This window comes from Pseudomonas sp. H1_A03 (assembly GCF_054685145.1).
In genome coordinates this window covers 2,126,360-2,139,182 of record NZ_CP162829.1, presented here as the reverse complement: position 1 = coordinate 2,139,182, position 12,823 = coordinate 2,126,360, and the positions used below count along the sequence as shown (strand labels likewise).

Here is a 12,823-nt window from a genome sequence, read left to right as displayed (position 1 = left end):
TCAGGTTCAGTTACAGCGCAACCGGGGCTCTTTCACACAAGGTATTGAGCGCCTTCGCCCACCGCGGATCATCATTCAAGCACGGTACCAGCACCAACTCCTCGCCCCCGGCCTCGCGGAACTGCTCCAGCCCGCGATCGCCGATCTCTTCCAGCGTCTCGATGCAATCGGCGACAAACGCTGGGCACATCACCAGCAGCTTTTTCACACCTTGCTGGGCCAAGGCTTCCAGGCGCGCTTCGGTGTAGGGTTCGATCCACTTCGCCCGGCCCAGGCGCGATTGGAAGGCCACCGACCATTTGCCCTCCGGCAAGCCCAGCCGTTCGGCGAAATCGCGGGCGACGCTGAAGCATTGCGCGCGGTAGCACGTCTTCAGCACCTCAGCCGATGCGTTCTTGCAGCAATCGGCGTCCTTGAAGCAATGCTGGCCCGTCGGGTCGAGCTTGGTCAGATGGCGCTCAGGCAGGCCGTGGAAACTCAGCAGCAGGTGATCGTAATCCTGCTCCACATAGGAGCGGACGCTCGCCGCGAGAGCATCAAGGTATTCCGGCTGATCGTAGAACGGCGGCAAGATCGAGAATTGCACGTCCAACTTTTTATCGCGCACAACCCGCTTGGCCTCTTCAATCACCGTGGTCACGGTGCTGTCGGCAAACTGCGGATACAACGGCGCCAAGGTCACTTTGCGGATGCCTTGGGCGGCGAGGCGCGTCAGCACCGTTTCAATGGACGGCTCGCCGTAGCGCATCGCCAACTCCACCGGGCCTTGGGTCCACTGCGTGGTCATCTGCTGTTGCAGACGGCGGCTGAGCACCACCAGCGGCGAGCCCTCGTCCCACCAGATGGAGGCGTAGGCGTGCGCCGACTGCTCGGGGCGCTTGATCAGGATCAGCGACACCAGCAAGCGCCGCACCGGCCACGGCAGGTCGATCACATAAGGGTCCATCAGGAACTGATTGAGGTAGCTGCGCACATCGGCCACCGAAGTGGACTTTGGCGAGCCCAGATTGACCAGTAACAACGCGTGATCCGTCATGCAACATCCTATCTCTAGAGGCGGCTGGACAAGTCGTCCAAAGCCGCGCGCAACTCAGTGAACTGGAAAGTGAAACCAGCGGCCAGTAACCGTTCGGGCACCGCCTTCTGCCCACCCAGCAACAGGCCGGACAACTCGCCCAGGCCCACCTTCAACGCAAAGGCCGGCATCGGCATGAACGCCGGGCGGTGCAGCACCTGGCCCAGGGTTTTCGCAAACTCGCGATTGCGCACCGGGTGTGGCGCGCAGGCATTATAAGGACCGCTCGCGTCAGGCTTGTGCAGAAGAAAATCAATCAGGGCGATTTGATCCTTTATATGGACCCACGGCATCCACTGCCGACCATTACCGATAGGCCCGCCCAGCGCCAGTTTGAACGGCAGCAACAGCCGCGACAAAAAGCCGCCCTCAGCCGCCAGCACCAGCCCGGTACGCACCAGCACTACGCGAATGCCCAAGGCTTCAGCGCGCTGGGCGGTTTCTTCCCAGGCGATGCACAGCTGGCTGGGGAAATCGTCCTGCACCGGGCCGCTGGCTTCGGTCAATTCGCGTTCACCGCCATCGCCATACCAGCCCACCGCCGAACCGGAAATCAACACCGCTGGTTTTTGCGCCAGGCCTTCAAGCCACGCCAGCAAGGTTTCGGTGAGGCTGATACGACTGCTCCACAGCAACGCCTTGCGCTTGTGGGTCCAGGGGCGATCGGCGATGGCGGCGCCGGCGAGATTAATGACCGCATCCACCGGGCCGATAACCTCTTGCAGGCGACCAACCCCAGACACTTGGTCGCCACATAACTTGGCGACCTGGTCCGGATGACGACTCCACACGGTCAGGCGATGGCCCTGTGCAAGCCAGTGTTGGCAGAGTTGGCGGCCGATCAGGCCAGTACCGCCGGTCAGCAAAATATGCATGGGACGCTCCTCATGTAACGTTCGCCGCCGATCACTGGTCTATTTTATAAGCAGGGATCAATTTGAACGGGCGTAACGTTGGATTAAGCCTCTGGTTTAACCATAGGTCACGCCGTAAGAACAGGTAAGCCAAAACTTATACCAAAAAACAATATTGTACAGCTATTGGTGTCGGCGTAGTCTGTACCCAACGGTAAAACGAGGCCTCCCATGACTGTTCCCATCGCGATCATCGGCACCGGCATCGCCGGTCTCTCCGCCGCCCGAGCGTTACAAGACGCGGGGCACGTTGTGCAACTCTTCGATAAAAGCCGCGGCAGCGGTGGCCGCATGTCCAGCAAGCGCAGCGATGCCGGTGCCCTGGACATGGGTGCGCAGTACTTCACCGCCCGCGACCGGCGCTTCGTCAACGAAGTCCAGCGCTGGCAAAGTAACGGTTGGGCCGAGCAATGGAAGCCCCAGCTGTACAACTTCAAGTCCGGCCAACTCACACCCTCCCCCGATGAACAGATCCGCTGGGTCGGCACACCCCGCATGAGCGCGATCACCCGCGCGCTGCTCGACGACCTGCCGGTGGAGTTTGGTTGCCGCATCACCGAAGTGTTCCAGGGCAAACAACACTGGAACCTGTTGGACGCCGACGGCGAGAACCACGGCCCGTTCAGCCACGTGATCATCGCCACCCCGGCTCCGCAAGCCACCGCGCTGCTGGCCGCCGCTCCCAAGCTGGCGAGCGCCGCCGCCGGGGTGAAAATGGACCCGACCTGGGCCATCGCCCTGGCGTTCGACAAACCCCTGGATACGCCCATGGAAGGCTGCTTTGTACAAGACAGCCCCCTCGATTGGCTGGCGCGCAACCGCAGCAAACCAGGGCGCGACGCCACACTCGACACCTGGGTACTGCACGCCACCAGTGCCTGGAGCAAGGCCCACCTGGACCTGTCCAAAGAGGACGTGATCGAGCACCTGCACGGTGCTTTCGCCGAACTGTTGCACAGTGCCATGCCCGCGCCGTCGTTCAGCCTGGCGCACCGCTGGCTCTACGCACGACCGTCCAGCAGCCACGAATTCGGCGTGCTGGCGGATGCAGACCTGGGCCTGTATGTGTGTGGCGACTGGTGCCTGTCGGGCCGCGTCGAGGGCGCATGGCTCAGCGGCCAGGAAGCCGCGCGACGCTTGATCGAACACCTGCAATGAACCGTATCAATCCCGCCAAATTGCTGCTGTCGAAGTGGACAGCAGCGCGCCCCCGAAACAAAGAAAAACACTTTCTGGTCACCGAGTTGTTTCGCGACGATGAGGGCACCGTACTGGAAATCGAACTGCAAGCCGTCATGACCCGGCGCAGCGAACGCCTGCCCTGGCAAACCCTGCAAGATATCGACGCCTGGAAAATCGGCTGGAAATAGACCGCACGCGAAACTTGTACAAATAATTTGTACTTGTACAGCATCGAACCTATGATGAAATTTAGTTGTACAAGATTTATATCTTGTACAGGAATCTTGCAGAGGGTTGGTTTATGTCCAGCACCACCAAACCGAAGATCGCCATCAGCGCCTGCCTGTTGGGCGAAAACGTGCGCTTCAACGGCGGCCATAAACAATCGCTGCTGTGCAGTCAGACCCTCGCTGACTATTTCGACTTTGTGCCGTTGTGCCCTGAAGTGGCGATCGGCCTGGGGATCCCCCGCGAACCGATCCGCCTGGTGGGCGACCCGGCCCATCCGGAAGCCGTCGGCACCGTTAATCGCGCACTGAACGTGACCCAACCGCTGGACGACTACGGCCAGCAAATGGCCGCGGAACACACCGACCTGTGTGGCTACATCTTTATGCAGAAGTCGCCGTCCTGTGGCCTGGAGCGGGTCAAGGTGTACCGCGACAACGGCACCCCGGTGGACGGCGGCGGGCGTGGCATCTACGCACAGGCATTTTGTGCACGCCACCCCGACCTGCCGGTGGAAGAAGACGGTCGGCTGAATGATCCCGTGCTGCGGGAAAATTTCCTGGCCCGTGTGTTCGTCTACGCCAGTTGGCAACAACTGCTGGCCGAAGGTCTGACCCGCCACCGTTTGCTGGCCTTCCATTCGCGCTATAAATACTTGTTGATGGCCCACAGCCCGGCGCATTACAAAAGCCTTGGGCACCTGCTGGGCAGCATGACCAAGGGCGCCAACCTCGACGAATTGGCCAGCTGTTACTTCAGCGACCTGATGACCGGCCTGAGCAAATGCGCGACCCGTGGCACCCACACCAATGTGTTGCAACACATCAGCGGCTACCTCAAGCAGGCCATCAGCGCCGATGACAAACAGGAAATGCAAACCGTCATCGGCCAATACCGCCACGGCATCGTACCGTTGGTGGTGCCGTTGACCCTGCTAAAGCACCACTTTCGCCAACACCCGGACCGCTACATCGCTCAGCAGGCCTACCTGCAACCGCACCCGGAAAACCTCAGCCTGCGAAATGCGATCTAGACCATGAGAGCTGCCCTGCTAGACGAACCCGGCGAAGACATCGCCCAAGCCCTCCAGGACGGCTGGCTGCCGATCCGCGAAGTGGCGCGCCAGACCGGCGTCAATGCCGTGACCCTTCGCGCCTGGGAGCGCCGCTACGGCCTGATCGTGCCTCAGCGCACGCCCAAGGGCCACCGGCTGTTCAGCGCCGAGCATGTGCAACGCATCCACACCATTCTCACCTGGCTCAATCGTGGCGTGCCGGTCAGCCAAGTCAAAGGCCTGATCGACTCCGCCCAGGCCAGTCCCGATGCCGTGGAAAATGAATGGCAAACCCTGCGCCAGAACCTGGTGCACGCAATCAGTGAATTGACTGAGCGCCGGGTCGACGACGCCTTCAACCAGGCCATGGCACTGTACCCGCCACGCACCTTGTGCGAGCAACTGCTGTTACCGCTGTTGCAGGAGCTGGAACAGCGTTGGCAAGGTCAATTCGGCGCGCAGATGGAACGGGTATTTTTCTTGTCCTGGCTGCGCAGCAAGTTTGGTGCGCGCATCTACCACAACAATCGCCAATTGCAGGGTGCGCCATTGCTGCTGGTCAACCAGTCCGCCCTGCCGCTGGAACCGCATTTGTGGCTCAGCGCCTGGCTGGCCAGCAGTGCCGACTGCCCGGTGGAAGTGTTCGATTGGCCACTGCCCGTCGGCGAGCTGGCCCTGGCGGTGGAACACCTGCGACCGCGCGCCGTGTTGCTGTATTCGAGCAAGGCGCTGCAGTTGTCGACGTTCGCGAAGCTGCTGGGCGGCATCAGTTGCCCTAAGTTGATCGTCGGACCAACGGTGTGCATCCACCAGGCGGAGTTGGCGGTATTAACCCATGACATCCCTGAGTTGCTCGTCGCCGAAGAGCCGTTGTCGGCCCATCAGCTACTGATCCAGCGTGGACTTCTTTAAATGCATCTGATCTGGCTGCGCACCGACTTGCGCCTACACGACAACACCGCCCTGACCGCCGCGAGCCAGCGGGGTCCGATGGCGGCCGTGTATCTGATTACACCCGAGCAGTGGCTGGCCCACGACGATGCGCCGTGCAAAGTGGATTTCTGGCTGCGCAACCTGCAGGCGCTTAGTAAAACGCTGGGCGAGTTGAACATTCCCCTGCTGATTCGCACCGCAGCCACCTGGGACCAGGCGCCCAGCGTGCTGAGCATGCTGTGCCGCGAACTCTCGGTGGAGTCGGTGCACGTCAACGAGGAATACGGCATTCATGAAAGCCGTCGCGATGCGGCAGTGTCCAAGGCATTGCAAGCGGCAGGCGTCACTTTCCACAGCTATCTGGATCAACTGTTCTTCCAGCCTGGCAGTGTGCTCACCAAGACCGGCACTTACTTTCAGGTCTACAGCCAGTTCCGCAAGGTCTGCTACACCCGCCTGCACAGCGCGTTACCGCAGATGGTGGCAGCGCCAAAGGCCCAGGCTGCGCTCAAGCTGAAAAGCGACCCCATCCCGAAGACGGTCGAAGGTTTCGAGCCGCCCAGCGACACGCTGCGCGCCCTCTGGCCCGCCTGTGAAGACGAAGCCCGGCGCCGCCTCGACGCCTTCGCCGACCAGCAGATCAGCTACTACAAGGACGAGCGTGACTTCCCGGCCAAGCCCGGCACCAGCCAGCTCTCTGCCTACCTCGCGGCGGGGGTCATTTCGCCGCGCCAATGCCTGCACGCCGCGTTACAAACCAACGGTGGCGAGTTCGAGAGTGGCGACATGGGCGCCATCACCTGGATCAATGAATTGCTGTGGCGCGAGTTCTACAAGCACATCCTGGTGGGTTACCCACGGGTGTCGCGCCACCGTGCGTTCCGCCCCGAAACCGAAGCCGTGGCCTGGCGCAACGCGCCCAAGGATCTCGCCGCGTGGCAGGAAGCGCGCACCGGCCTGCCGATCATCGACGCCGCCATGCGCCAACTGCTGGAGACCGGCTGGATGCACAACCGCCTGCGTATGGTCGTGGCGATGTTCCTGACCAAGAACCTGCTGATCGACTGGCGTGAAGGCGAGCGCTTCTTCATGCGTCACCTGATCGATGGCGACCTGGCCGCCAACAACGGCGGCTGGCAGTGGAGCTCATCCACCGGCACCGACTCGGCGCCGTACTTCCGGATTTTCAGCCCTCTGAGCCAGTCGGAAAAATTCGACAGCGAAGGCGTCTTTATCAAGCACTGGCTGCCGGAACTCGCCACGCTGAATAAAAAGGATGTGCACAACCCCGAAGCCGCCGGTGGTTTGTTCGGCGTGGCCGACTACCCACGCTCGATTGTCGACCTGAAGAAATCCCGCGAACGCGCCCTGGCCGCTTTCCGCAGCCTGCCCTCGCGACAAGCCGCAGGGGGTGAATATGAGTGACTTCCTGCGACGCTTCGCCCAGGCCTTCGCCACGCTGGACAAGCACAACCTGCACCTGCTCGACAGCTTGTACAGCAAGGACATCGCCTTTACCGACCCGCTCCACGAAGTGCATGGGCTGCCCGCCCTGCACCGCTACTTCGGCGAGTTGTACAGCAACGTCAGCCAGCTACGCTTCGACTTCCACGGTTTCGACCAAGTGGCCGAAGGCGAAGGTTACCTGCGCTGGAAGATGAGTTTCAGCCACCCGCGCCTGGCCAACGGCAAGGTGATTCGCGTGGAAGGCTGCTCGCACTTGATGTGGCGTGACAAGGTGTACCGCCACCGTGACTATTTCGATGCCGGCGCCATGCTGTACGAACACGTGCCCGTGCTGGGCAGCGTCGTGAGTTGGCTGAAAAGGAGAGTGGGATGAACGCAGTACCGCCCCGTCGTTATTGGCTGACCGGCGCCAGCAGTGGTATCGGTGCCGCGCTGGCCGTGGAGTTGCTCAACAGCGGCGCCCACGTCGCACTCAGCTCCCGCACCAAGGGGCCTTTGGAAGCGCTCGCGCAACGTTACCCCGGCCAAGTGCTGGTGGTGGCCGGCGACCTGACCAACAGCCAGACCGTGCGCGAGATCGGCGAGCACATCGGCGTGGTCTGGGGTTCCCTGGACACGGTGATCCTCAATGCCGGCACCTGTGAATATGTGGACGCCAAGCAGTTTGATTCATCGATCATCGAGCACGTGGTGCGCACCAACCTGCTGGCGAGCAGCTATTGCATCGAAGCAGCCCTGCCGCTTTTGCGGGCCGGGCGCACCCCCCACTTGGTGGGTGTCGCCAGCGCCGTGACTTATCTGCCGATGCCTCGCGCCGAAGCCTATGGCGCGTCCAAGGCCGGCTTGCGCTACCTGTTCGAGGCCCTGCGCATCAGCCTTTCGCCGGAAAACATCGACGTTACCGTGATCAGCCCAGGCTTTGTCGACACGCCGCTGACCGAACGCAACGACTTCCCCATGCCCCTCAGTTGGTCGGCGGACAAAGCCGCGCGGCACATCTTCGCCAAGCTGGAAAAACGCCCGCTGGAAATCGCCTTTCCTGCACTGTTTATCGCCACCCTCTGGCCGCTGTCGAAACTGCCAAACCGCGCGCAGCTGATCATCGGTAAACGCATGTTGCGCAGCCCGCCGCCGAAAAAGGACGACCTGTGAAGATCGCCATCATCGGCAGCGGCATCGCGGGACTGACCAGTGCTTACCTGCTCAGCCGCCAGCATGAAATTACGCTGTTCGAAGCGAGTGACCGTATTGGCGGGCATACCCACACGGTCAACGTGACCGTCGAGGGCAAAAGCTACGCGGTAGACACCGGCTTCATCGTGTTTAACGACTGGACCTACCCCAACTTCATCCGCCTGCTGGGGCAGATAGGAGTAACGTTCAAGCCCACCGAGATGAGCTTTTCGGTGTGCGATGAGCAGACGGGGTTCGAGTACAACGGCAACAACCTCAACAGCCTGTTTGCCCAGCGTCGCAATATCCTTTCGCCGGGCTTCTGGGGCATGTTGCGCGACATCTTGCGCTTCAATCGCCAGGCACCGCTGGACCTGCAAGACCAACGCATCAGCGCCGAAATGACCCTGGGTGACTATCTCAACGCCGGTCACTACGGCGAGCGGTTTATCCGGCACTACATCGTGCCCATGGGCGCGGCGATCTGGTCGATGTCCCTGGCCGACATGCTTGGCTTCCCGTTGCAGTTCTTTGTGCGCTTCTTCAAGAATCACGGCTTGCTCTCGGTGAGTAACCGCCCGCAATGGTGCGTGATCGAGGGAGGCTCCAGCCGTTATATCGAACCGCTGACCCGCAGCTTCCGCGAACAGATCCGCCTCAATTGCCCTGTGCATAACGTTGAGCGTACCGACGACGGCGTGGTTATCCACAGCCCGGCCGGCAGCGAGGCATTTGATCGGGTGGTCTTCGCCTGCCACAGCGACCAGGCCCTGGCGCTGCTGGCCGATCCAAGCCCAGCCGAACAAGCGGTCCTCGGCGCCCTGCCTTATGCCGATAACGAAGTGGTACTGCACACCGACACCCGCCTGCTTCCCGACCGCAAACTGGCCTGGGCCAGCTGGAATTATCGGCTGACCGGCAATGGGCAGGCGCCGGCGGCGGTGACTTATGACATGAACATCCTGCAAGGCATCGACAGCGCCACGACCTTTTGCGTGAGCCTGAACCAGACGTCGATGATCAACCCGCTGAAGGTGCTGGCCCGCTACACCTACGCCCATCCGCAATACAGCCTGGCAGCGGTCGCGGCCCAAGGCCGTTGGGAAGAAGTGTCTGGCGTGCGTAACACCTTCTATTGCGGTGCCTACTGGGCCAACGGTTTCCACGAAGACGGCGTGGTCAGCGCCTTGCGCGTGGCCCAAGCGTTTGGGGAAACCCTGTGAACAGCGCCCTGTACAGCGGCTGGATTGCCCATCGCCGATTTGCGCCCAAGGCCCACGCCTTTCGCTACCGCATCGGCCTGTTGTACCTGGATCTGAGCGAAGAACACGAAGTGCTAGGGCTGTCGCCCTTGGCCGGGCGCAGCTGGCTGGCGCCCTTTGGTTTTCGCCAACAGGATTACCTGCGTGAATTGACGCGTACCGGCATGAGCTTGAGCGATGCCGTGCGCCAGGAAGTCGGCAAGGCGCTGGGGCGTACGCCCCAGGGCGTTATCTGCCTACTGACCCAGGCCCGCAGTTGGGGCCTGGCTTTTAACCCTGTGAGTTTCTTCTACTGCTTCGAGGCCGACGGACGTCTGGCCGCGATCCTGTGTGAAGTGACCAACACCCCATGGCGCGAGCGCTATCACTACGTGCTGCCCGCCCAGGCCCTCGGCGCGGATGAACACCAGCACTTCGCCGTGGCCAAGGCCTTCCATGTGTCGCCGTTTTTGCCGCGCGACCTGGAATACCGCATGAGCTTCAGCCCACCCGCCGACAAACTCGGCGTGCACATGGCCGACTGGCAGGGCGAGTTGAAAGTGTTCGACGCCACCTTGAGCCTGCACAAGGAAACGCTGAACCGCACCAGTTTGCATCGATACCTATGGCGCTTCCCCTGGATGACTGCCAAGACTTGCTTGGCGATCTACTGGCAAGCCATGCGCCTGTTGCTCAAACGCACACCGATTTTTCCCCACCGGGCCGCCGATGGCGCCTCCCGCACCGCAGTCGGTTATTCCAAGGATCGCCGCCATGAAATCCCCTAACGTATCGGTCAAGGCCAACCGCCTGAACGTCAACGGCATGACCACCGCACTGTTGCGCAAAGGCGTGCTGCGCCAACTCAGCCAATTGCGCCATGGCCAATTGGTGGTGATCGAGGATGGCGAGCGGCAAGTATTCGGCGCACGCGAAGCGCACTTGTTGGGGGAGATCCAGATCCTCGACCCCGCCGTGTGGGGCCTGGTGGCGGCCAGCGGTTCTATTGGCGCTGGCGAGGCATTTATTCACGGTTACTGGAGCAGCCCGGACCTGACCGCCGTGGTGCGCGTGATGGTCAGCAACCTGGATGTGCTGGATGCGATGGAAGGCGGCCTGGCACGCTTGGCCCGGCCGTTCACCCAGGGCCTGCACTGGCTCAATCGCAACACACGCAAGGGTTCGCAAAAAAACATCGCCGCCCATTACGACCTCGGCAACGACCTGTTCGAAGAATTCCTCGACCCCACCATGATGTACTCGGCGGCGCAATTCCTGACCCCCGACGACACCCTGGAGCAAGCACAACTGAACAAGCTTGAGCGCATCTGCCAGAAGCTTGCGCTCAAACCCAGCGACCACCTGCTAGAAATCGGCACCGGCTGGGGCAGCATGGCGCTGTATGCGGCGCAGCATTACGGTTGCAAGGTCACCACCACGACCTTGTCCAAGGAACAGTTTGCCTACACCGAAAAACGCATAGAGGCCCTGGGGCTGCAAAGCCAGGTCACCCTGTTGCTGAAGGACTACCGCGACCTGACCGGCCAGTACGACAAGCTGGTGTCCATCGAGATGATCGAAGCAGTGGGCCATCGTTTTCTGCCGACCTACTTCAAACAGTGCGCGCACCTGCTCAAAAGTGACGGCCTGATGTTGCTGCAAGCCATCACCATTCGTGAGCAACGCTTTGAACAGGCCAAGCGCAGCGTGGATTTCATCCAGCGCTATATCTTCCCCGGCGGCGCTTTGCCCAGTGTGCAAAACATGCTGCACATCGTCAGCCGAGACACCGATATGAACCTGCTGCACATGGAGGATTTCGGCCTGCACTACGCGCGAACCTTGCGCCTGTGGCATGAGAATTTTCGCCGCGCCCATGGCCGCCTCGCCGAATTGGGCTACGACGAATACTTCCTGCGGCTGTGGGAGTTTTACCTGTGTTACTGCGAAGGCGGCTTTATGGAGCGCACCATTGGCACGGCGCAATTGCTGCTGGCCAAACCGTCAGCGATTAACCCGCCGCTGCTCGGACGCTTCAGTGCTTAAGACATTGGCCAATGCCGTGCTTTTTCAGTGCGGCTGGTTCGCCTGCGTGCTCGGCGGTGACAGCTTATGGTTACTGGTAGGGCTGGCTGTATTGGGCATTCATCTGCTGTGGATAAGTTCATGGGCCAGTGAGGGCAAGCTGATCCTCAGCGTTACAATCCTGGGCACACTACTGGATACCGCGTTGCGCGCGCTGGGGGTATTTCAGTTTACTGAGCCTGGCCCGCTGATTCCCCTCTGGCTAATCATGCTATGGGCCCTGCTGGCCACCACATTGCGCCACTGCCTGGCCTGGAGTGCACGCCCCTGGTGGCGGGCGGCCGTGCTCGGTGCAGGGGGCGGGCCGCTCTCTTATTACGCAGGCAGCCAATTGGCGGGCGTGCAGTTTGGTTTTAGTGTGGCGCCCACCCTGATTGCGTTGGCGCTGTTGTGGGCCTTGGTTTTCGTGGGGTTACACCGTTTGGCGCGTTGACGTCCGTCAGCCGTTTCACATCTGCGTGACCCGCTTGCCTTACACTGCGCACCTATGACCAACATCCCCCACACCCAAATCGCTGAACCCGCCGTCACCTGCTCGACGTGCGCGGCCTGCTGCTGCCAGCTGGAAGTCATGCTGATTACCGACACCGGCGTGCCGGAGCGCTATATCGATACCGACGATTGGGGCGGCGAAGTGATGCTGCGCCTGGACGACGGCTGGTGCGCAGCGCTGGATCGGGACACGATGATGTGCACGATCTATGAGCGACGGCCGTTGATTTGCCGGGAGTTCGAGATGGGCGCTCCGGAGTGCTTGACCGAACGCGAAGGGATTGCGACGGCGTATCGCTGATCGTGAAATGAGTGGGGATCTAAATGTGGGAGCGGGCTTGCTCGCTCCCACAGGGGATATCTTCAGCGGCCTGAAGACTACAGCGGCATGGTGTAATGCAGCGAGTAGCTCTCTACCCCATCGTTATTGCTGCTGATCCCGGCGTTGGAATAGTGCGTGGCACGAATGCCCACTTCATGCCCACCGGTAAACCGCAGACCAAAACCCAGGCGGTCTTCGAACTGAAAGGCCTGGCCAATGTTGTTGTCTTCCAACTTGGTACGGGAGAACACCGCTACGCCGATCCCGGCTTCGATGTAGGGTTTGACCGACTGCCCGGCAAACTCATACACAAACACGGGCGAGAACGACAGGCTACTGGCGCCAGCGCGATCGTCACCTTCCCAGTAAGTGTAAGCGCCGCTCCAATAGCCCGTCAGGCGACCGGTATCGCTCTGCATCCAGCTCTTGTCCCAATCCGACGTCAACCCCAACCGATAGGTCAGCGTTGAATCACTGGTTGCCCCCAGACCAAACTCCAACCCGGCGGCTTGCGCCGAAAAAGAGTGCCCCATTACCGCGGCCGCAAGCGCAGCCAAACAGAGAAAACGCTTCATATGAAACATCCCTTCAAACGACGTTGTAAGATTTTATGTACAGGCTAACGTGCTATAGAAGTCGCCATTAATGCAGAAGTTC

At 61.1% G+C, this 12,823-nt stretch carries 15 protein-coding genes; 12 read left to right on the top strand and 3 right to left on the bottom strand.

Annotation, left to right across the window (positions count from 1 at the left end; translation table 11 throughout):
* Window positions 1-10 precede the first annotated feature (10 nt).
* A complete protein-coding gene (hemH, locus tag AB4O35_RS09775) occupies window positions 11-1,036 on the bottom strand; it encodes a ferrochelatase (RefSeq protein ID WP_065879648.1) in 1,026 nt (341 codons plus the stop codon).
* A 14-nt stretch (window positions 1,037-1,050) separates the two neighbouring features.
* A complete protein-coding gene (locus AB4O35_RS09770; protein ID WP_065875183.1) occupies window positions 1,051-1,950 on the bottom strand; it encodes a TIGR01777 family oxidoreductase in 900 nt (299 codons plus the stop codon).
* 210 nt (window positions 1,951-2,160) lie between these two features.
* On the opposite strand from AB4O35_RS09770, the gene AB4O35_RS09765 reads away from it, so the two are divergent.
* The 12 genes from AB4O35_RS09765 to AB4O35_RS09710 all read left to right on the top strand — a co-directional run bounded on the left by AB4O35_RS09765 (window position 2,161) and on the right by AB4O35_RS09710 (window position 12,145).
* The gene (locus AB4O35_RS09765; protein WP_065879649.1) at window positions 2,161-3,147 is read left to right on the top strand and encodes an NAD(P)/FAD-dependent oxidoreductase; all 987 of its coding nucleotides are present in this window, start codon (window positions 2,161-2,163) and stop codon (window positions 3,145-3,147) included.
* On the top strand, window positions 3,144-3,359 hold the full coding sequence (locus AB4O35_RS09760; protein ID WP_049710090.1) for a TIGR02450 family Trp-rich protein: 216 nt from the start codon (window positions 3,144-3,146) through the stop codon (window positions 3,357-3,359). The genes AB4O35_RS09765 and AB4O35_RS09760 overlap by 4 nt, the downstream gene beginning before the upstream one ends.
* A gap of 113 nt (window positions 3,360-3,472) precedes the next feature.
* Entirely contained in the window at window positions 3,473-4,432 is a 960-nt protein-coding gene (locus tag AB4O35_RS09755) for a YbgA family protein (RefSeq protein ID WP_065875185.1), read from the top strand.
* Between the two features lie 3 nt (window positions 4,433-4,435).
* Window positions 4,436-5,365: a MerR family transcriptional regulator gene (locus tag AB4O35_RS09750; protein ID WP_065875186.1), complete on the top strand. Its 930-nt coding sequence runs from the start codon at window positions 4,436-4,438 to the stop codon at window positions 5,363-5,365.
* Window positions 5,366-6,811 carry a deoxyribodipyrimidine photo-lyase gene (phrB, locus tag AB4O35_RS09745; RefSeq protein ID WP_065946193.1) on the top strand — a complete coding sequence of 482 codons (1,446 nt, stop codon included), beginning with the start codon at window positions 5,366-5,368 and terminating at the stop codon, window positions 6,809-6,811. It begins immediately after the preceding gene.
* The gene (locus AB4O35_RS09740) at window positions 6,804-7,226 is read left to right on the top strand and encodes a nuclear transport factor 2 family protein (protein ID WP_065875188.1); all 423 of its coding nucleotides are present in this window, start codon (window positions 6,804-6,806) and stop codon (window positions 7,224-7,226) included. The genes phrB and AB4O35_RS09740 overlap by 8 nt, the downstream gene beginning before the upstream one ends.
* On the top strand, window positions 7,223-8,005 hold the full coding sequence (locus AB4O35_RS09735) for an SDR family NAD(P)-dependent oxidoreductase (protein WP_065875189.1): 783 nt from the start codon (window positions 7,223-7,225) through the stop codon (window positions 8,003-8,005). Before AB4O35_RS09740 ends, AB4O35_RS09735 begins: the two co-directional genes overlap by 4 nt.
* Window positions 8,002-9,249, top strand: coding sequence for an NAD(P)/FAD-dependent oxidoreductase (locus AB4O35_RS09730; protein ID WP_065875190.1), 1,248 nt, complete (start codon window positions 8,002-8,004; stop codon window positions 9,247-9,249). The genes AB4O35_RS09735 and AB4O35_RS09730 overlap by 4 nt, the downstream gene beginning before the upstream one ends.
* A complete protein-coding gene (locus AB4O35_RS09725; protein WP_065875191.1) occupies window positions 9,246-10,055 on the top strand; it encodes a DUF1365 domain-containing protein in 810 nt (269 codons plus the stop codon). The genes AB4O35_RS09730 and AB4O35_RS09725 overlap by 4 nt, the downstream gene beginning before the upstream one ends.
* Window positions 10,042-11,313, top strand: a complete 1,272-nt coding sequence (locus AB4O35_RS09720; protein ID WP_065909054.1) for an SAM-dependent methyltransferase — start codon at window positions 10,042-10,044, stop codon at window positions 11,311-11,313. The genes AB4O35_RS09725 and AB4O35_RS09720 overlap by 14 nt, the downstream gene beginning before the upstream one ends.
* Complete coding sequence (locus tag AB4O35_RS09715) at window positions 11,306-11,785, top strand: DUF2878 domain-containing protein (protein WP_065875193.1); 480 nt, start codon at window positions 11,306-11,308, stop codon at window positions 11,783-11,785. Before AB4O35_RS09720 ends, AB4O35_RS09715 begins: the two co-directional genes overlap by 8 nt.
* A 54-nt stretch (window positions 11,786-11,839) precedes the next feature.
* Entirely contained in the window at window positions 11,840-12,145 is a 306-nt protein-coding gene (locus AB4O35_RS09710) for a YkgJ family cysteine cluster protein (protein WP_065875194.1), read from the top strand.
* A 77-nt stretch (window positions 12,146-12,222) separates the two neighbouring features.
* On the opposite strand, the gene AB4O35_RS09705 is transcribed toward AB4O35_RS09710, so the two are convergent.
* On the bottom strand, window positions 12,223-12,741 hold the full coding sequence (locus AB4O35_RS09705; protein ID WP_065875195.1) for an acyloxyacyl hydrolase: 519 nt from the start codon (window positions 12,739-12,741) through the stop codon (window positions 12,223-12,225).
* Window positions 12,742-12,823 lie beyond the last annotated feature (82 nt).